This window comes from Aquimarina litoralis (assembly GCF_019295435.1).
Lineage (GTDB): Bacteria > Bacteroidota > Bacteroidia > Flavobacteriales > Flavobacteriaceae > Aquimarina > Aquimarina litoralis_A.
This window is the reverse complement of the sequence record NZ_WEKL01000005.1, coordinates 107504-128532: the sequence shown is the minus strand read 5'-3', so window position 1 is coordinate 128532 and position 21029 is coordinate 107504. Positions and strand designations below refer to the sequence as shown.

Genomic DNA, 21029 nt, shown 5'->3' with positions numbered 1-21029 from the left:
ATATACTATGAAAGGTTTAATAAAGCAAATATGTGTAGTTGGATTTGTAATTAGTTTTATAGCTAGTTGTACTTCTAATAGAGAAAGTGTTGTAGATAGCTACTTAGGTTTTGATATTCCAAAAGATTCTGTAGATGCTTTTGTGAAGGCAAAAATGAAGGAATATAAAATTCCTGGACTTTCAATGGCAATTATAAATGATGGAAAGGTAGTATATCATAAGGTAGAAGGATACGCTGATCTGGAGAAACAATTACCCATAACAAAGCAAACTATTTTTGAAGGAGCTTCATTATCTAAACCTGTTTTTGGATTCTTTGTTATGACTTTAGTAGAAGATGGATTGTTAGATCTGGATAAACCATTGCATGAATATTGGGAGTATCCGGATATAGCGCATGATGAACGTTACAAGAAGATTACGGCAAGAATGGCATTGTCTCATCGAACAGGTTTTCAAAATTGGAGAGAAGATGATAAGGATAATATTCTTAAAATTCAATTTGAACCTGGTACAGATTTTTTCTATTCTGGAGAAGGATATCAGTATTTGACACAAGTTTTAAAACATATTTTGAATACTGATGACGCAGGGTTAGAGGTCGAATTTCAGAAACGAATAGGAAAACCAATCGGTTTGGATCATACCGTTTATATTCAGAATACATATACAAGAAAACACAAGGCTGAACCTTATGATAAAGATGCAAAATGGATCGATTGGAAAAATGATTATTGGTTCAAGAAAGAAAATAATATTTTTTCTGCTCCAGCTTCTATACATTCTGAATCTTTAGATTTTTCAAAATGGATGATTGCGGTCATGAATGAAGATATCTTAACCGAAGATAGCTATAAGGAATTATTGAAACCGCATTCTGAAGTGCCTTATGATGAATTTGATATTTCTTATTCACTAGGGTTTACAATTCCAGAGTTGCCTTTTACAAATATTTATCTTCATGGAGGCAATAATGAAGGCTTTACAAGTTGGTTTGTTTTGGATACAAAAAAGGATTGGGGTTTTGTTATATTTACTAATTCAGAATATGGTGAGCAACTTGGTGAAGAGTTATCTTTTTACTTGCTGTCAGATCCAGGTCAGCGTAAACTGTACCTAACTATAGGGATTGCTCTAGTTACTTTTATTCTTATGCTACTGTTTTTAGTAAAGCAAATCATTAAGGAAATCAAAAAACGTAAAATCGAGAAATGCTAAGTTATGGATACTAGGTTAAATAGATCTGATTATATTTTAATTGCTATAATTTATACTGTATCTGCAGTTTTCAACATTATAGATTATTATCGAGCAGATAGCTTTTTGATAGAATATTTAATTGATATTCCATTATCTGTAATTCTTTCTTTTATCATTATATTGATTTTTATGTACTGGCTTATCCCCAAATATTTTGTTAGGGAAAAAAAGTATGTTCAATTCGTATTCTTTGGTCTGTTTATATTGTGCTTTTTTGGTGCTATCGATTTTGTAGCAGGATATTGGACAGGAAAAGGAGATTGGAATAAGTTTCCAGCATGGTACGATTTTTTGCTACGAAGTCTTTTTCGTTTGTCAGAAGATGCCGGTTTTATATTTGGTATTTTATTGGCTAAAAAGTTTTATGAAGGGCAGGCGCAGTTTTTTAACGTTCAAAAACAACAAAAAGAAAATGAATTAAAACTGTTACGTTCTCAGATCGATCCACATTTTCTATTTAATAATCTAAACACATTAGACGCTTTAATAGATAGTAATACGGCAAAAGCTAAAGAATATATAAATCGTTTATCTCTTATTTATAGATATCTTATACAGACTAAGGACGCTGAGGTTATGGAGCTTTCTGACGAAATAGCTTTTGCAGAGAATTATATTTTTTTGATAGAAACTAGATTTGGAAAAGATTATAATTTTAGAATTACTAAGGATATATCCTTAAAAGACAAGTTTGTTCCAACGGGATCTATACAAACATTACTTGAAAATGTAGTAAAACATAATAAAGCAAGCAATGTTAAAACCATTGATGTTGTGGTGGTAATCGAAAAAAACTGGTTGACGGTCATAAATACGAAATCCAACATCAAATCTAGAGAAGAATCTTTTGGAACTGGTTTAAAGAATCTAAAAACACGTTATAAGTTGTTATCTGATCAAGAGATTCAAATCATTAATACAGAGACAAAATTCAAAGTTTCTATTCCTATTGTTCAACTGAGTAATGAATCTTAAGGCTATGAATATTTTAATCTTAGAAGATGAAATTCCGGCATATCAAAAGCTATTATCTTATTTAGAGGGTTTTTATGAGAATTCTTTTGATCATGATTGGTCGCGTTCCGTGCTTGATGGAGAAAGTTTTCTACAAAACCATCAATATGATTTTATATTATCTGATATCCAATTATTAGATGGTACTTCATTCGATTTGTTTAATAAGGTTGAAGTAGAGAGTCCTATAATTTTTTGTTCTGCACATGATGATTATTTGTTTCAGGCCTTTAATACGAATGGTATTGCCTATATATTAAAGCCTTATTCAAAAGATGATTTTCAAAGGGCATTGGAAAAATATCAATCACTTTTTCAACAAGGTTCTTATAGTACATTAGATAACTCGACTATCAATGCGCTCAAATCTGCTATACAGCAAGGTCATGATAATTATAAGAAGCGATTTGTAATTAAAAGAAGCAAAGGAATTCAGTTATTAAATGTAAAAGATATCAGCGTGATTAATGCTTCGGGTGATTTTTGTATTGCTACGGATAAGGATGGTAAGACACATCCAATTTTAGAGAAAATAGGAAATTTGACAGAACAACTTAACCCCAAAAAGTTTTTTAAGGTTAATAGAAGTCAAATTGTGCATATTGAGTATATAGAAACAATTGAAAACCATTTTAAAAATAGATTGTTGCTACAGATGAAAGGAGCAAAAGAAAAGGTGATGACCAGTGCTTCTCATACTTCGGCATTCAGGAAATGGATAGAGCAGTAGTAAAGGCTCTATGAATGAATTTAATTATCCATTTTGGGCTGAAAATTATAAAATTCTCCTAATTAAGGTATTGCTCGATATTTTTTTGATATCTTCCATTGGTTTATCAGTGTATGAACGTGAATTCAAAATAATAATTGCAACTCCATTTCAATGAATACTATTTTTGATGCAATCAGATCTGGAAATTTAGAAACCGTCGAGAGTTTTCTAAAAAAGGATAATACTTTAGTAAATACAAAAGATCAAAGAGGTTCTACTCCTCTTTTACTTTCTACATACTATGGTTTTTTAGATATAGCCAAACTTATCATAGGTTATGGTGCGAATGTGAATGAACAAGATGCATCCGGTAATACTGCGTTAATGGGAGTTTGTTTTAAAGGGCATTATGAAATTGCAGAACTACTGATTTCTAATGGTGCAGATGTCGATATTAAAAGTTACAATGATGCTACAGCACTAATTTTTGCAGCTACTTTTGGTCAAAAGGAAATCATCAAATTATTAATTGCCAATGGAGCAGACATAACTATAAAAGATAATACAGGACACACGGCCGAAATGCATGCTCGAAATCAAGGAATTGATTTTTCTGAATTATTGAATGAAACAGAGTGAGTATAGATCATAAAATAAAAGATATAAAATCAGTTAATATTCGTTCTACTAATATCAAAAGACAATTATTAATGTCTTCATCAACTGCGGGAGCTTTTCAGTCATTTCTTTCGGATAGTATTTGGGCAGAAGTATTGATTATCAATACCAATATTGGTATGGAAATCTATTATTACTCTGAAAATGATTACAGTAATTTTATAAGAGAGAGTGCTTTATTGTATACTATCAAAAACATTGATACTACTAAATTAAGATTTAAGAATTCTCTTAGTTCAGAAGAAGTAAGAAAAAATTTTGTTGAAACAATTATTACGTTTGCGCAGTATCCTCAATTGTTTTTAGCGTATGCGAAGAAATTTATTCATTTAAAAAGTAATAATTCACATAGCAAATATATTATGCCCGCTCTAAATAGTTTTTTTGAAGATGCAATGGCGTTTTTAGCTGAGACAGGTAAAGTACCACACTATGATAAAATTCAAAGGGCAAAAAATAAATCTCAAAAATTAGATAGTAATCAAAAGATAATTTACGATCTAATCTCTGAGATTTTATTAAAGAAACATAGAAATAACTAACTATGTTTTAGAATTCTGCGTTTAACGGAGTTCTTGGATAAGGTATTACATCTCTGATATTACCCATTCCTGTAACAAACAATACCAATCTTTCAAATCCTAAACCAAAACCACTATGTGTACAGGTTCCAAAGCGACGTGTATCTAAATACCACCATAATTCTTCTTCTGGAATATTTAGTGCAGCCATTTTTTCTTTTAATACGTCTAATCGTTCCTCTCTTTGAGAACCTCCTACGATTTCACCAATTCCAGGAAATAAAATGTCCATAGCTCTTACTGTTTTTCCATCTTCATTAAGTCTCATGTAGAAAGATTTAATGTCTGCTGGATAATCAAATAATATTACAGGACATTTAAAGTGTTTCTCTACTAGAAAACGTTCATGTTCACTTTGTAAATCAGCTCCCCATTCATTGATCGGGAATTTGAATTTCTTCTTTTTATTTGGTTTGGAGTTTTTAAGAATTTCAATAGCTTCCGTATAACTTACTCTTTTAAAGTTATTCTCCAGAACAAATTTCAACTTATCTCTAAGCAGCATCTCTGATCTTTCTGCCTGAGGTTTTTGCTTATCTTCTTGAACTAATCTATTTTCTAAAAATTCAAGATCATCTTGGCAATTATCCAATACATATTGAATTACATATTTGATAAAATCCTCTGCTAGATCCATGTTTCCATCAAGGTCACAAAAAGCAACTTCTGGCTCTACCATCCAAAATTCAGCCAAGTGGCGGGAAGKATTAGAGTTCTCAGCTCTAAATGTAGGTCCAAAGGTATACACTTGCCCCAATCCCATTGCATAGGTCTCTGCTTCTAACTGTCCTGAAACAGTAAGATTTGTTTCACCGCCAAAAAAATCTTGTTTATAGTCGATTTCTCCATTTTCATCTTTTGGGATGTTGTTAAAATCTAAGTTTGTTACTTTAAATGCTTCTCCGGCTCCTTCAGCATCACTTTTGGTAATAACTGGAGTGTGTACATAGTAGAAATCATTTTTTTGAAAATACTCATGTATTGCAAATGATAATTTGGATCTCATACGCATTATTGCTCCAAAAGTATTCGTTCGAACACGCAAGTGTGCTTGCTCTCTTAATTTTTCTAAGCTATGACGTTTTGGAGAAAGAATGGTAAGCTTCAATTCTTCAGGATCTGCTTCACCTTCAATTTCAATGTTAGAAACTTTTATTTCCACTCGTTGTCCTTTACCTTCACTTTCCGTAAGTGTTCCTTCTATAGAAAGAGCTGCACCCACATTAATTTTAGAGGTGATAGAATCATCTATAGTGTTATCTTCAATTACACACTGAATGTTCTTAATGGTAGATCCATCGTTAATTGCTATAAAACGATCATTACGAAAAGAACGAACCCATCCCTTTACAGAAACAGGCTGCAATAGTTTGTCACTTTCTAGTACGTCTACTACTTTAGTATGTTTCATTTTTCTTTTTATTCTTTTTGATTCTTAGATCTAAACTATCATTAGATCTTTTTTAATTTGTTTACGTCATCATACACTAAATTGACTATTGATCATAAGTTTTTATATTCTATGATAAACAATCTCTTGTGATTAGTGTATTAAATTTTTTGATTGAATTTTATGTAATAATCACTAGCATAAATTTCAAGTTAGCAAAGATAAATTTTTAATCGAATTGATGCGTTAGATTCTTATGCAAAAAAGTGGTGAATTCAAGATATAGTTGTTTTGATTCTTTTTGAAAGTATAAAAATGAGATGTTTTTACCAAATGCAGAATCTGGCGGTTTTTTCTAGAAGAATTCGATGTAAAAACCGTAAAAATAGAGTTTTTTGGGGAAAAAACCGCTTTTTTTGAAGTTTTTTTTAAAATAGAACCTAAAAATTCTTACGTATTTTTTTATTGTAAAATATTGTTAAACAGACGTTTGTTTTGTTAATGAGTATTTTAGGACTACAAAAAAAATGTTAAATATATATTTATTTTATCGAAAGGGGGAAATTCCCCCCTAAAATGTGTTTCAAAATACAAAAAGGGAGTGTATCTTGCATATGCAATTATGACGATTGTGTTTACGTTAAGTTTAGTTCGATAGGTTTTGGGGTAATCTATCTTACACGAAGTCTCGCTAGTTTACTAGTGAGGCTTCTTTTTTTAAATAGATTCCAACTATTTGAAATTTGACTTATAATTCCTTTTGATCTTCGTGCTCTTCAGGGAGTTCTTCATCGCTAGCTATGATCTTTAAAGAAGGTTCCTTTAAAGTCTTTTTGTTAGCAATACTACGTTCTAAAGAAAGTAATAAGGAAGGTAATAATAATAGATTAGCTAGCATTGCAAACAATAATGTTGCAGAAACCAAACCACCTAATGCTTTTGTTCCTCCAAAGCTGGAAATCATAAATACGGAGAAACCAAAAAATAGTACTGTAGATGTATAAAACATACTCACTCCAGTTTCTTTTAGCGCTGCAAAAACTGATTTTCGAATCCTCCAATGATTGGATTTCAGTTCTTGTCTGTATTTTGCCAAAAAGTGAATGGTGTCATCTACAGAAATACCAAATGCTATACTGAAAACTAGGATAGTTGAAGGTTTTATAGGAACTCCTAAAAATCCCATGAGACCTGCTGTCATTAGTAGAGGTAATAGATTAGGAATTAAAGAAATAATGATCATTTTAAACGATCTAAACATCCAAGCCATAAATAGCGCAATTAATATAATTGCTAATCCTAACGAGAATATAAGATTCCATACTAAATACGTAGTTCCTTTTTGAAAAATTAGAGCCTTTCCTGTAAAGGAAACTTCATAACGGTCTTTCGGGAATAACTTTTCTAATTTAGGAGCTAAATTGGCTTCTATTCTTTTCATTTCCTCAGTACCAACATCTTTCATAAATGTCGTGATCCGCGCGTACTGCCCAGTAGAATCTACGTAGCTATTCATAGCTCCTGCTTCGGATTCAAAACTTTTGGCATAAGGTAGGATGAAATTTCGTTCCTGACTTGTAGGAAGTTGGTAATATTTTGGATTTCCATTGTAATAGGTCTGTTTGGCATATTTAACCAAGTTTACGATAGAAATTGGTTTAGAAAGTTCGGGTGTTTCTTCTAGTAATTCTTCTAGTTGTTCCATTCTACGTAAAGTAGGAAGCTTTAAAACACCTTGTTTGCGTTTAGTGTCAATTAAAATTTCCAAAGGCATAATGCCATCGAACTCATCTTCAAAAAATTGAATGTCTTGAAAAAAGCCTGCAGACTTTGGCATGTCCTCTAGCAAGCTTCCAGAAACTTTTATTGTATAAATACCTATAATGCTTGCTATTAGGATGATAACAGAAGATATATAGATGGTGATTCTTCTGTTTTTTACCACATGCTCCATCCAGTTTACTAAGCTTTCTACCCATCTTTTACCTAAATGTTTTAGATGTCTTTCCTTAGGAGGTGGCATATAGCTATAGATAATCGTAATTACCAATAAGCATAAGATAAAAAGAGCAACAATATTTATGGCGGCAACAATACCAAACTCTTTAAGTAATTTACTTTCAGTTAATGCAAAAGTCGCAAAACCAGCTGCAGTAGTAACATTTGTCATTAAAGTGGCGTTACCTACTTTAGTGATAACTCTTTGAAGGGATTTTGCTTTATTACCGTGTTTTTTTATTTCCTGTTGATATTTGTTTATCAAAAAGATACAATTTGGAATTCCAATAACAATTACCAATGGAGGAATGATCGCAGTTAATACAGTAATTTCGTATTCCAGTAATCCAAGTAAACCGAATGCCCACATAACCCCTATGATTACAGCAGTCATTGAGATAAAAGTAGCTCTGAAAGATCTAAAAAAGAAAAAGAAGATTAAAGAAGTAACCAATAAAGCCGCTAGGATAAAAATCTGAATCTCATCCATAATGTTTTGAGAATTCATGGTCCGGATGTATGGCATACCAGAAACTTTTACATCCATTCCAAACTTTTCCTCAAACGCTTCAATTTCAGGATTAAGAACGTCCTCAATAAACTTTTTTCTAACAATCGTGTTTACAATATCTTTGTTTAAGTATATCGCGCTCTGTATTGTATTAGATTTATTGCTATAAATAAGTCCTTCATAAAAAGGTAGCTTGTTAAATAGCTCATCTTGGTATTGAGAAACTTGTTCTTCGGTATATATACTGTCTTTTATAAAAGATACCAGTTCAAATCTAGGAGGATTGTTCTCTTTTTTTAATGTTTTTAAATCACTTACAGAGATTACAAGATCAATTTCATCGTATTTTTTAAAAGAATCATTGAAATCATTCCATGCTTTTAATTTTGTAGGAGTGAATAATGAACTGTCATTCACTGCCATCACTATAAGATTTCCTTCGTCTCCGAATTTATCAAGGAACTCTTGATACTTCAAATTAACTTCATGGTCATCAGGAAGTAGGTTTGCTTCAGTGAATGAAAATCGCATGTTTTTCCATTGAAAACCAAGAAAAACGGTGATCCCAATAATCACTATAAATATTGCTGCTCTATTGCGGAGTATAATTCCAGCTAAGGTATTCCAAAACCCGAAAGTTAGTAACTTTGCCATTCTCTATTTTCCTTGTGCAAATGTAAGGATTTGAGAGTTTAATACTTAAAAATTCCGAAAAGAAAATGAATAAATATTGCTGTTTTAAAGCTTTAGGTAAAAAGTAAATTTAAAAGCAATATTGTCCTCAAATTTTGGAAGATGATAGGCTCCATATCTATAAGCAAAACTAAGGCCAAAACCTGCAAAAAGTTTGTTGATTTCAAATCCCGATTCTTGATAGCCTCTTTGTAATGAATTGAAGTTAACTCCTTGGTGTTTGTCACGATTACTAACATCTCCAATTGCATATCTGGTGATTAGTACCATTTCAGGTTTAAACCAACTAGTAAATTTAAAAGGTCGTAAACGATGTCTTACTTGTAATGTAGCTAAACGATCGCTAAAGAATTCACTAAAAAACATGGTCTCAAAACTTCTTCTACCCGCTACAGAAAATCTTTGAAAAACAGTCTCTTTAGTTGGAGCATTTGGATAGGCGTGGTACAAGTGTGTTAAAGGAACATCTCCACTTGCTATATCTGCTTCCAATAATAAGCTGGTGCTAGATTGGTTAAGACGATTGATAATATATTCTGCTTTGATACCAATTTTACTATAATTAAAATTACTATCAAACACGCCTTTATAGCCTTGGGTGTATTGTGCTGTTATTTTTGGATACCCATCTTGTATTTCTTTAAAACCATTAGGGGTTTTTAAGAACTTACTAAAGGGACTCCATCTAAGGGCAATTGTGGATTCTGCGGTTTTATACTGAGAAAAAACGTTGCCATCGTTTAAATAGGTATATCCTCCTGTTTGATCAATATTGCTAACAGAAAATTGAGTTTCTGATAATAATTTAGGTAAAATTCTATGTTGCAAACTGGTGCTCCATGTTCTGTGTTTGTAATAGAAATCTATATTTACTAAACGTGGTTCGAAAAGCGAATAAACTCTTCTGTCTGTAAGATAGAAGAAGCTTCCCACTTCTCTTAAGTCATCTGTATAGTTTACATTTAACCAAGATCCTGAATCTTTATTTAGCAAAACACCTCCTCCAAGGCCAAATTTAAATTTAGCATCTCTAAATCCATATACTAGATATCCTTCAGCTCGAAATCGTTTGGAAAACTTCTCATTGGTTAAACCACCTAGTCCTAAGCGTAGTCCTTCAAAATTATTGTATTTAATAGGGTAGGTTAGATCAAAATCAAAAAAACCAACAGGATAATATCCAATATTAAAACTTTGAATGACATCGATTCGTCTTTCAATATTTTGTGCTTGTACAATACTGTCAACAACTGTAAAAGACTTTAAATCTTTTTCGGTTATAGCACTAGTTCGATATTGGTTCCAAAATTCTTCATTTCGACTTGTTGCTTCAGGCGCTATTTCGATGGCTGACTGCTGGAGTCTAATTTTTGCGTCTGATTCTGTTTTGAAATCAAAATAATCTGTTTTTGAAATCAAGAAGTCGTTATTACCGGTAAAACTTTTCTTATCATTCCCTAATCTACCCACAGATATCTGTCCACCAAATAAAGTCACTTTTTGTTTGCCAATACCTGGTCTTATGCTTACTTCTTGATCTAAAGGGAACCATAATTTTTTTTCAGTATCATATTTGAAATTATGATTAACTAAAACATTTAATTCACCTCTTAACTCAGCAACAGCCTTTTGGATAGCTAAAGTTTCCATATCCAGATATAAAACACCTTCGAGACTAGCAATTCTTTTTGATCTTCTTGGTTGAAATAGGATTACATATGCTGGTCTTTTTCCTTTTGTAGTATCGAGAACTTTATAGTAATAATTTTTTAGTGCTCTATTGGATAATGGTCCTGCATATCTATTGTTAAAAATGACATAATTCTCATTATATAGAGAGTTGGATTGTACTTTAATTCCAAGCACATTGTATACGGGCTTATTAAACCCTGTCATTCTAGAGGCGAGAACAGTTTCTTTTTCATCACGTCCTTTTTTTACTTGATGAAAGCTTACTTTTTCAGATAGAAAAGAATGGGCATCGTTAAAGATTCTTTCTATATCAGCTCTAGTAGTATCTGGAGTTTCCAATCGAGCCTGATTATCTTCAGTAATTTTAAACTTGTTGTAAGTTTTGTAATTGTAGTTGGTTAGCGCTTTATTGGGGTTGTTAGTCTCTTTGTTGGTAATAGCTTGCTTTATAATATTGGAGGCTATACTTCCTGGGATATCTAGTTTTACGGTCTCTAGATCTTCTTGTTTAGGAGATAATTGTATTTCTACTTTTACAACATCCTCTGATTTAATAGAAAACTTTTTTGTTTTATATCCTACATAACTTATGGTTAGGTTTACGGGATAGCTATCACATCTTATTACAAATTCTCCAGTAGAAGAAGTTAATGCATAGGCATTGTCATCGGTTTTAACCGTAGCAAAAGGTAGAGATTCATTGGTGCTTTGATCGATTACTTTTCCGGTAATGCTAATTTGAGATAGTAAAACAAAATGGGTAAAAAATAGTAAACAGAAAAGTTTATTTTGCATTATCCGCGAATCATAATAGTTTAGTTAAAAATGCACAAAAGTGTTTTTTTTGACCAAAAAAACACTTTTGTGTGAAAATTGTAGGGAAATTATACCGTCATAATTTCTTTTTCTTTAACCGCTAACATTTCATCAATTTTCTTAATAAAATTATCTGTTAGCTGTTGAATATCTGTTTCAGCATTTTTAGCCATATCTTCAGATAGTCCGTCTTTTTCTAATTTTTTTATTTCGTTATTGGCATTTTTTCTATCATTTCGAACACCAACTTTAGAGTCCTCTGCTTCTGCTTTGGCCTGTTTTACGAGATCTCTACGTCGCTCTTCTGTTAAAGGAGGTACGCTAATAATCACACTCTCACCATTATTCATAGGATTAAACCCAAGATTAGCTACCATAATCGCTTTTTCAATTTCTTGAATAAGGGATTTTTCAAATGGTTGTATTGTAATAGTTCTTGCATCAGGTGTATTTACATTTCCAACCTGATTTAAAGGAGTGGGACTTCCGTAATATTCAACCATAACGCCACTAAGCATTGCTGGAGATGCTTTTCCAGCACGTATTACTGTTAACTGTTTTTCTAAATGAGCGATAGCGCCCTGCATAGATTCTTTGGTTGAATCAAGAATAAAATCTACTTCTTCGTTCATTTGTGTCTAATTCTTTTCTTTATTAATGAATGAATCAAAAAATGAGCCATTTTATGATTACTAAAGATTTACTTTGGTTCCAATAGATTCTCCGGAAACTACTTTCAGTAAATTCCCAGCTTTATTCATATCGAAAACAATGATTGGTAATTCATTTTCTTGGCTTAAAGTAAAGGCTGTTGTATCCATAACTTTAAGACCTTTACTTAAAACATCATCAAATGTAATAAAATCAAATTTAGTAGCATCTGCATTTTTTTCAGGATCATCTGTGTAGATTCCATCTACTCTTGTTCCTTTAAGGATTACATCTGCATTGATCTCAATTGCTCTCAAAACCGCTGCAGAATCAGTAGTGAAATACGGATTTCCTGTTCCGCCTCCAAAAATTACTACTCTCCCTTTTTCAAGATGTCTAAGAGCTCTTCTTTTAATAAAAGGTTCTGCAACCTCGTTAACTTTTATAGCAGATTGCAATCGAGTCGGAATTTGAGCATCTTCTAATGCACTCTGAAGAGCTAGTCCATTAATTACTGTAGCTAGCATTCCCATATGATCTGCTTGTACTCTGTCCATTCCTTTACTTGCTCCAGCAACTCCTCTAAAAATATTACCTCCACCAATTACTATAGCAACTTCAACACCTTTTTCTGTTATTTGCTTTATTTCATGAGCATATTCTGCTAGTCTTTTTGGGTCAATACCGTATTGACGTTCTCCCATGAGAGCTTCACCGGATAGCTTTAGTAATATTCTTTTGTATTTCATCATTTGTTTATAGTGTGCTGCAAATATAACGATATTCTTAATTAAGAAAATACTTTGCTGACGAAACGTAATTTCTTTTAAAATTGAAAAAAATGTTAAAAAGAAAGGTCTGCACTAAAAAAGGGTTCTTTTCCCCTGATGTCCCTATTGATTGGTGTTTGATAATGTTTTAGGTTTGCCAAAGGGAAAACAAAATAGGGGAGATGAGAAGTATTTTTGAAATAATGACAGAACATTTTTTAGAATTTACAAATTTGCTTAAGGGTGATTTGTAGACTAGACTAATTGGGGAGTTAGTCTTTTATGGGGTAGCATTTTGGAGGGGTCCAAAATGTTTAAATGAAGGTGTTTTGGAAATTATTAGAAAATACTTTGAAAAATGACGAAAAAAACCGCTTCATATGAAGCGGTTTTTGATATTTATGGACTAAAGTAATTCTTTAGTTTTATATATGTTCTTTGTTATAAAGAAATTCTTTCAAATCCTACAACAGAAACATCTCCTAATGTTTTCACATAGTCTCCAACAGTCTTCTTCTCATCTTTGATGAAGTTCTGGTCAAGAAGACATTGTTCTTGATCAAGAGTCGTGTTATCCGAAATAAATCTTTCTATTTTACCAGGAAGAATTCTATCCCAGATTTGCTCTGGCTTACCTTCAGCTTTTAACTCAGCTTTTAGTCTTTCTTCAGCTTCAGCAATTACTTCATCTGTTAATTGAGATCTAGAGATAAATTGAGGAACATTTTTCAATGTTTTTCCTAATCTTACTAGTTCTTCATTTTCTTTTTCTATAGCTGCAATTCTAGCTTGGGTTTCTGAAGCTACATACTCAGGATCAAAATCTTTATAAGATAGAGTTGTTGCTCCCATAGATGCAACTTGCATAGATATATCTTTAGCAAGTGCTTCAGCATCATCTATACTAGTAGATAAACCGGTAAGAGCACCAATCTTATTACCGTGAATATAAGATCCAACGAAAGGAGCTTCTAAAATTTTAAAATCACCGATTTCTATTTTCTCTCCAATAACTCCTGTTTGTTCAATAAGCTTCTCTTGAACAGTCATTCCGTTGAAATCAGCGGTTAAAAATTCTTCTTTATTAGAGCTGTTAAGTGCCAACGCTGCTAATTCTTTAGCTAAAGAAACAAAAGATTCATTTTTTCCTACGAAATCTGTTTCACAGTTAAGAGAAACAATCACACCTTTGTTTTTAGCGTCGTTAACTTTTGCGATAACAGCACCTTCAGAAGACTCTCTGTCAGCTCTTTTATCTGCTATTTTTTGTCCTTTTTCTCTAAGGATTTTTATTGCTTTGTCAAAATCTCCATCAGCTTCAACAAGTGCTTTTTTGCAATCCATCATTCCGGCACCTGTAGCTTTACGTAATTTACTTACTTCTGCGGCTGTAATTTTTGCCATAACGTTTAATATTTAATGTGTTTGTGTAAAAAAAATGAGTCGTTTAGTCAAGATTACTACGAAAGTAAAGAACTAAACGACTCATTAATTTTATATTAAAGTTAAGTTTTAAATAATAACTTTAATATGTATAATTTTTAATGATTAAAAGCAATCAATGAATGTTTATTCTTCTTCTTGCTTAGCAGCTTCAACAACTGCAGGTGCTTCTTCAGCTTTAGGAGCTGCCTCTGCTACAGGAGCAGGAGCTTTTTCTGCTGGAGCAGCTGCTTTTTCTGCTTTTGGAGCTTCTTTAGAAGCTTTTCTTTCGTTTAATCCTTCGATAATCGCATCACTTACATAAGTCATTACTTTATCAATTGATTTAGAAGCATCATCATTTGCAGGGATAACATACTGCACCTGACGAGGGTCAGAATTAGTATCTACCATTGCGAAAATAGGAATGTTTAATTTTTGAGCTTCTTTAACTGCGATGTGTTCACGAGTGATATCTACAACGAATAGTGCACCAGGTAGACGAGTCATATCAGAAATAGAACCTAAGTTCTTTTCTAATTTAGCTCTTAAACGATCTACTTGTAAACGTTCTTTTTTAGATAATGTGTTGAAAGTTCCATCTTTTTTCATTCTATCGATAGCAGCCATTTTTTTAACTGCTTTACGAATAGTAACAAAGTTAGTTAGCATTCCACCTGGCCATCTTTCAGTGATGTAAGGTTGATTTGCTTTAGATGCCTTTTCAGCAACGATTTCTTTTGCTTGTTTTTTGGTAGCTACAAAAAGAATTTTTCTACCAGAAGCTGCGATTTTCTTTAAAGCTTCACTAGCTTCGTCAATCTTAGCAGCAGTTTTGTATAGGTTGATGATGTGGATTCCGTTACGCTCCATATAGATATATGGTGCCATATTTGGATCCCATCTTCTTGTCAGGTGACCGAAATGTACACCTGCATCAAGTAAGTCTTTTACTTCGATATTGTTTGCCATTTTTGTAATAGTTTACGTTCTGTTGAATTAGCAATACTTAAGTGGCTATCTTGTTGATACGACCTTAAGTATTTAGATGCTAAACTAACCTCGTCCTGAACTTGTTTCAGGATCTCATCGTTTTATAACGAGAGCATTTTTCGAGTAACAACAAATACATTTTAATAAATTAACGTTTAGAGAACTGGAATTTCTTACGAGCTTTCTTCTGTCCGAATTTCTTACGCTCTACCATTCTTGGATCTCTGGTCAATAAACCTTCTGGTTTAAGGATAGCTCTGTTTTCCTGATCTAGCTCACATACTGCTCTTGATATAGCAAGTCTAACAGCTTCAGCCTGTCCAGTAATACCACCACCGTATACATTTACATTTACATCGTACTTTTCCTCATTGCCAGTTAAAGCAAAAGGTTGGTTCACTTTGTATTGTAATGTAGCAGTAGGAAAGTAATCGTTAAGATCTTTTTTGTTGATCGTAACTTTTCCTKAACCTTCTTTAAGGTAAATTCGAGCTACAGCCGTTTTTCTACGACCAATTTTGTGAATAACTTCCATTACTTAAATTCTTTTAAGTTAATAGTTTTAGGCTGCTGAGCTTCCTGATTGTGTTCAGCTCCGGCATATACCTTTAAATTACGGAATAAAGCTGCTCCTAATTTGTTTTTAGGTAACATTCCTTTTACCGCTTTTTCGATTAAACGCTCTGGGTTTTTGTCATATAACTCCTGAGCAGTAAGACTTCTTTGCCCTCCAGGATATCCTGTGTGACGGATATAAGATTTATCAGTCCACTTTTTTCCTGTTAAGTTGATCTTTTCTGCGTTTGTAATAATTACATTGTCACCGCAATCAACATGTGGGGTAAAGCTAGGTTTGTGCTTTCCTCTTAATAGTTTTGCAACTACTGAAGATAGGCGTCCTAAAGTCTGTCCTTCAGCATCTACATGTATCCATTCCTTAGAAACGGTTGCCTTGTTGGCAGATACTGTTTTGTAACTTAATGTGTCCACACTAACTAATTTTACTAATTAAACATTCCTTTCCTATATAAAATAGGGGTGCAAATGTACAATTATATATTTAGATAGCAAATAGCAAATAGATATTATTTCGTAACTATTAGTCGTTGGTTTTCAGATAGATCAATTATCTTATTGTTTTTTGGGTTTATGAATGCGTAAAATATACAGTATGATGTTAATTTTTTACTAAAAACTAACAAAAACTGTGACAAAGATGTATAACTTAAGTCCTTTAAAAAACATCAATCAACAAAACTAATCAACATGAAGTGCACTATCCAAGTGTTAGTATTACTTCTTTTTACACTGTTTTCGAACGCCCAAGATTCTACAACAGTTAAAAAAAGAATTTATACTACTAAACCTCTCAATGGTTCAGAAGCGCCAACTATAAATGGTTTAATCGATGAATCTAGTTGGGATCTAGTAGAGTGGTCTGGAGATTTTATTGAAAATGAACCAGATGAGAATACACCACCAAGCCAGCAAACAAAATTCAAAATTTTATATGATCAAAAATATCTTTATATAGCATATAGATGTTATGATACCGAACCAGATAAAATTGAAAAAAGATTGTCTAGAAGAGATGGTTTTGCTGGTGATTGGGTTGAGATTAATCTAGATAGTTATCATGATAAAAGAACTGGTTTTTCATTTACAATTACTGCTGCTGGCGTAAAAGGGGATGAATTTATTTCTAATAATGGAAATAATTGGGATGGCAGCTGGAATCCAATCTGGTATACTGCAACAAATATTGATGATGAAGGATGGACAGCAGAAGTGAAAATTCCATTAAGTCAGTTAAAGTTTGGAAAAAGCAAAGAACAGATATGGGGACTTCAGGTGAATCGAAGATTTTTTAGAAAAGAAGAGCGTTCTGTATGGCAGCGAATCCCACAAGATGCACCAGGATGGGTAAGTGAATTTGGAGAGTTACACGGTTTAATTGATATAGAACCGCAAAAGCAACTAGAAATACAGCCTTTTGCAGTAGCTCAGTACGATACCTTTCCAGCGGAGGATGGAAATCCTTTTAGAGATGGAGATGATTTTAAATTAAATGGTGGGCTGGATGCTAAAATTGGAATTACAAACGACCTTACTATAGATTTAACTGTAAATCCTGACTTTGGACAAGTTGAAGCGGATCCTGCTGCTATAGCTTTAGACGGATTTCAAATTTTCTTCCGAGAACAGCGACCTTTTTTCGTAGAAAACAAAAATATTTTCGACTATCGTTTTGCTAATGGATTCGATAATGTGTTTTATTCCAGAAGAATAGGTAGGAGTCCACAAGGTTCCATAGGGTCTAGTCCTGTAAATACAGAATTTGTGGATAGGCCAAATAATACAACAATACTAGGAGCTGCTAAGTTTAGTGGAAAAACAAAAGATGGTTGGTCGATTGGTATATTAGAAAGTGTAACACAACGGGAAATTGCAAAAATAGAGGATGCTGATGGTAATAGAAGAGAGACAATAGTAGAACCGTTAACTAATTATTTTGTAGGTAGAGCTCAGAAAGACTTTAATGACCGGAATACCTATATAGGTGGGATTTTTACAGCCACTAATCGTAATCTTGGTGATATTCTAAATATTGATTACGATAATCCGGACACTGATGAAACTTCGGAATTGACAGATTTAAGAGAAAATAATCTTAATTTTCTAAGAAAGGCAGCATATTCAGGAGGTATAGATTTTAGACATAACTGGAAAGATAGAAAGTACTTTATTGAAGGAAACTTTGTAACTAGTCATGTTGAAGGTTCTAAAGAAGCTATTGAAGCTACGCAAAACGAACTTACACATCTTTTTCAGCGAGTGGATGCTGATCATGTTGAAGTAGATCCTAATAGAACATCTTTAACAGGAACAGGAGGGAAACTAATTGGAGGAAAATCCGGTGGTGGAAATTGGAGGTACACTGCCGGAGTTTTCTGGAGATCTCCTGAATTAGAACTAAATGATATTGGTTTTTTGAGACAGGCAGATGATATCAGACAATTTGCGAATGTTAGATATTTGTTTTTGAAACCAACAAAATTCTACCGAAGGGCTAATGTGAATTTTGAACAGACTTCAGCTTTTGATTTCGAGGGAAACTTTAATAGAATCCAATATGAGTTTAATGGATTTATCAATTATCAAAATAATTGGTGGACTGAAGTAGGTGCTGCTCATAAACCTAGGATTTTTACCAATACAGTATTAAGAGGAGGTCCAAGATGGCGTTTTTCTGAAGAAAATTTTGCCTTTTTGTTTTTTGGTTCAGATAGCAGAAAGAAATTTAATTTTACCATGGGATATGTGAATTCGGGGGCAAGACAGAATAATTTTTCACTTCAACGGTATGTGTTGAGATTGCGTTATCAGCCTTTCAATGCTTTGAGTGTTTCTTTGAATCCTGAATTTGAAAGAAATCCAAATAAAACCCAATATGTAACCGAAGTGGATTTTAATGGAACTCCAAGATATATTACTGCCAGAATAGATCAGCAAACGTTAAGTGCAAGTATTCGACTTAATTATAATATAAATCCAAATCTTACTATTCAGTATTATGGGCAACCTTTTATTTCAAGAGGAACTTATACAGATTTTAACTATGTGAATAATTCCATCGCTTCTGACTTAAATGAGCGAGTTACTTTGTATGATCAAAATCAAATTTCCTTTGCTGATGGTACATATTCTATTGATGAAGATGGAGGAGGTGTAGATTATTCATTTGGAGATCCCGATTTTGCATTTGTTCAGTTTAGGTCTAATTTGGTATTGCGTTGGGAATATATTCCTGGATCAGAAATTTTTCTGGTATGGTCACAAGGGATTACGGGTTCTGGAGATCCGACAGATCATCTATTTAGAAGTTTGGATAATCAAATTTTTGGGCAGCAACCGGAGAATACTTTTTTAATAAAAGCTACTTACCGATTTGTGTTATAAAAAATTGAAAAAGGTTCTAAGAAAGTTTTTAGATAGAGGTTTTTTCCACGTATTATTGCAATAATTAAGATTGTTGCCATATGAAGCGTTTTTTCGGAATTATTATAGCTCTTTTTGCTATTAGTTGTACCGCCCAAAAAGAACCAAGAGAAGAGGTTAAAGTTACACAAGAGCCATTAGTGGAAAAGACAGATTCTTTGTCGTTTTTTCTAGAACATTATGAAAAGTTCTTTGCTACTAATTTTAATATTTCCGAATGTCCTGGTGCTGCTATTGTTATTGTTAAAGACTCTACTGTTATTTATAAAAAGGGTTTTGGGGTAAAAGAAATTCATACTACGGATTCTGTTGATGTAAATACAGTTTTTAGGATTGCAAGTTTGTCTAAAGGGGTCACTTCTGTTCTTGCTGGTAATTTGGTAGATCGCAATGAGCTGGAATGGGAGCAGAATGTCAAAAAAACTGTAAATAATTTTAGTTTAAAAGATAAAGCGCAAGCAGAAAGGCTTACGGTTAATCATTTGCTTTCTCATACTTCAGGTCTATACAAATACACTAATTCGAAATTGATCCATAAAGGGATGTCTTTGAGTAATATAATTTCTAATTTTAGGTATAATGGAGTTGTAGCTAAGGAAGGAACTACTTATGATTATCAAAATGCAGTTTTCTCTGTGGTTGAAAAGGTGATGGAAAATAATACCGAGAAATCGTTTGATATATTGTTAAAAGAGCGTCTGTTTGTGCCTGCAGGAATGAAGAATGCATCTAGTAGCTACAAGGATATTAAAAATAACAGAAATGTAGCATTACCACACAAATGGAATCATTACTCTAAAAAATATTCATTAACAAATTTGCATCAGAACTATTATAATGTAGCTGCCGCTGGTGGGATTAATGCTTCTATTTCTGATATGGGAGAATATTTAAAGGTGTTATTAGGTTATCGACCAGATATCATTTCTAAGAAAAGTTTGTCTGAAATTTTTAATCCGATGATTTGTACTAGTGATAAGGATACTTATGTAAACCTATGGGATGGGGTTACGAATTCCTATTATGCAAAAGGTTGGAGAATTCTGGATTRTCGAAATAGAAGAGTTGTATATCATGGAGGAAATGTAAATCAATACAAAACACAATTAATGATTGATCCAGAAAATGGAATAGGAGTTTGTGTGTTGTTTAACGGTCCAAATCCTTTTAATGGTCCCGTAATACCAACATTTTTGAATTACTATGATTTTTTTACTGCAACTATGGATAATTAGCTTTTATCGTATAGCTTTTAAAATAAATAAGTGGTTCTTTTGTTTATAGAAATAATAAGCAATGAATCGTTATTAATTTTTAAAACTCAAAAACTATGAAAACCAATTTTTTTCTTTTTGCAATTTGTTTTGTATTCATTTTCACATCTTGTAGTAATGATGATGATGGAGGTGGTTCTGATATGGTGTCTTTGGTAGGAACTTGGGAGCTTACCTCTGCTACCGGAGCATTACCTGTTGATTTAGATATGGACGGGAATGCATCTACGAATCTTCTGGAAGAACTTTCTTGTTTTGAAGATACTATTGTGGTAAATGATGATAGTACATATACACAGGATGTGACCGAAATAACAGTAGATGTAGAACCAGGTATACCTCCAGTTATAACAGCAGATTGTACAGGGAATACCCTTATGGAAACTGGTGCTTGGAGTTTGGATGGAGATCAATTAACGTTTACACCTACAGGAATGGATCCAACAATGGTAACGGTTATATTAACGCAAACCACACTGTCTTTTACAGATACAGTAGAAGACTTAGGGCAAATTGATCTGGTGTTTACTAGACAGTAGTTTGATGTCTCTTTACAAACAAAAGGAGCTTCTCT

The 21029-nt window shown here is 32.8% G+C and carries 17 protein-coding genes; 8 read left to right on the top strand and 9 right to left on the bottom strand.

The window, feature by feature from the left end; genetic code table 11:
* The first annotated feature begins 7 nt into the window (after positions 1-7).
* The 5 genes from GBO31_RS04315 (at position 8) to GBO31_RS04295 (ending at position 4207) form a co-directional block, all read left to right on the top strand.
* Positions 8-1219 (top strand): serine hydrolase domain-containing protein, encoded by a 1212-nt coding sequence (locus tag GBO31_RS04315; RefSeq protein ID WP_219007087.1) that lies wholly within the window; start codon positions 8-10, stop codon positions 1217-1219.
* Positions 1220-1222: 3 nt separating this feature from the next.
* Entirely contained in the window at positions 1223-2236 is a 1014-nt protein-coding gene (locus GBO31_RS04310; protein ID WP_219007086.1) for a sensor histidine kinase, read from the top strand.
* 4 nt (positions 2237-2240) lie between these two features.
* Positions 2241-3005, top strand: a complete 765-nt coding sequence (locus GBO31_RS04305) for a LytR/AlgR family response regulator transcription factor (protein WP_219007085.1) — start codon at positions 2241-2243, stop codon at positions 3003-3005.
* 153 nt (positions 3006-3158) lie between these two features.
* Positions 3159-3626, top strand: coding sequence for an ankyrin repeat domain-containing protein (locus GBO31_RS04300; RefSeq protein ID WP_219007084.1), 468 nt, complete (start codon positions 3159-3161; stop codon positions 3624-3626).
* A 71-nt stretch (positions 3627-3697) separates the two neighbouring features.
* Positions 3698-4207 carry a hypothetical protein gene (locus tag GBO31_RS04295; RefSeq protein WP_219007083.1) on the top strand — a complete coding sequence of 170 codons (510 nt, stop codon included), beginning with the start codon at positions 3698-3700 and terminating at the stop codon, positions 4205-4207.
* A gap of 7 nt (positions 4208-4214) precedes the next feature.
* Here the strand turns inward: GBO31_RS04295 and asnS are convergent, their stop codons facing one another.
* From asnS to rplM, 9 genes are all read right to left on the bottom strand, one after another.
* Positions 4215-5657 (bottom strand): asparagine--tRNA ligase, encoded by a 1443-nt coding sequence (gene asnS, locus GBO31_RS04290; RefSeq protein WP_219007082.1) that lies wholly within the window; start codon positions 5655-5657, stop codon positions 4215-4217.
* A 727-nt stretch (positions 5658-6384) separates the two neighbouring features.
* A complete protein-coding gene (locus tag GBO31_RS04285) occupies positions 6385-8799 on the bottom strand; it encodes an efflux RND transporter permease subunit (protein WP_219007081.1) in 2415 nt (804 codons plus the stop codon).
* A gap of 84 nt (positions 8800-8883) precedes the next feature.
* A complete protein-coding gene (locus tag GBO31_RS04280; protein WP_219007080.1) occupies positions 8884-11325 on the bottom strand; it encodes a DUF5686 family protein in 2442 nt (813 codons plus the stop codon).
* 89 nt (positions 11326-11414) lie between these two features.
* Entirely contained in the window at positions 11415-11978 is a 564-nt protein-coding gene (frr, locus tag GBO31_RS04275; RefSeq protein WP_219007079.1) for a ribosome recycling factor, read from the bottom strand.
* Between the two features lie 60 nt (positions 11979-12038).
* Entirely contained in the window at positions 12039-12746 is a 708-nt protein-coding gene (pyrH, locus tag GBO31_RS04270; protein ID WP_219007121.1) for a UMP kinase, read from the bottom strand.
* 462 nt (positions 12747-13208) lie between these two features.
* Positions 13209-14171: a translation elongation factor Ts gene (tsf, locus tag GBO31_RS04265; RefSeq protein WP_219007078.1), complete on the bottom strand. Its 963-nt coding sequence runs from the start codon at positions 14169-14171 to the stop codon at positions 13209-13211.
* A gap of 165 nt (positions 14172-14336) precedes the next feature.
* Positions 14337-15161, bottom strand: a complete 825-nt coding sequence (rpsB, locus tag GBO31_RS04260) for a 30S ribosomal protein S2 (protein WP_219007077.1) — start codon at positions 15159-15161, stop codon at positions 14337-14339.
* A gap of 169 nt (positions 15162-15330) precedes the next feature.
* Positions 15331-15717 (bottom strand): 30S ribosomal protein S9, encoded by a 387-nt coding sequence (rpsI, locus tag GBO31_RS04255; protein ID WP_219007076.1) that lies wholly within the window; start codon positions 15715-15717, stop codon positions 15331-15333.
* Complete coding sequence (gene rplM, locus GBO31_RS04250) at positions 15717-16172, bottom strand: 50S ribosomal protein L13 (protein ID WP_219007075.1); 456 nt, start codon at positions 16170-16172, stop codon at positions 15717-15719. The genes rpsI and rplM overlap by 1 nt, the downstream gene beginning before the upstream one ends.
* 276 nt (positions 16173-16448) lie before the next feature.
* Between rplM and GBO31_RS04245 the strand changes: the two genes are divergently transcribed.
* The 3 genes from GBO31_RS04245 (at position 16449) to GBO31_RS04235 (ending at position 20994) form a co-directional block, all read left to right on the top strand.
* Positions 16449-19142: a DUF5916 domain-containing protein gene (locus GBO31_RS04245; protein ID WP_219007074.1), complete on the top strand. Its 2694-nt coding sequence runs from the start codon at positions 16449-16451 to the stop codon at positions 19140-19142.
* Positions 19143-19222: 80 nt separating this feature from the next.
* The gene (locus tag GBO31_RS04240; RefSeq protein ID WP_219007073.1) at positions 19223-20416 is read left to right on the top strand and encodes a serine hydrolase domain-containing protein; all 1194 of its coding nucleotides are present in this window, start codon (positions 19223-19225) and stop codon (positions 20414-20416) included.
* 95 nt (positions 20417-20511) lie between these two features.
* Entirely contained in the window at positions 20512-20994 is a 483-nt protein-coding gene (locus GBO31_RS04235; RefSeq protein WP_219007072.1) for a lipocalin family protein, read from the top strand.
* Positions 20995-21029 lie beyond the last annotated feature (35 nt).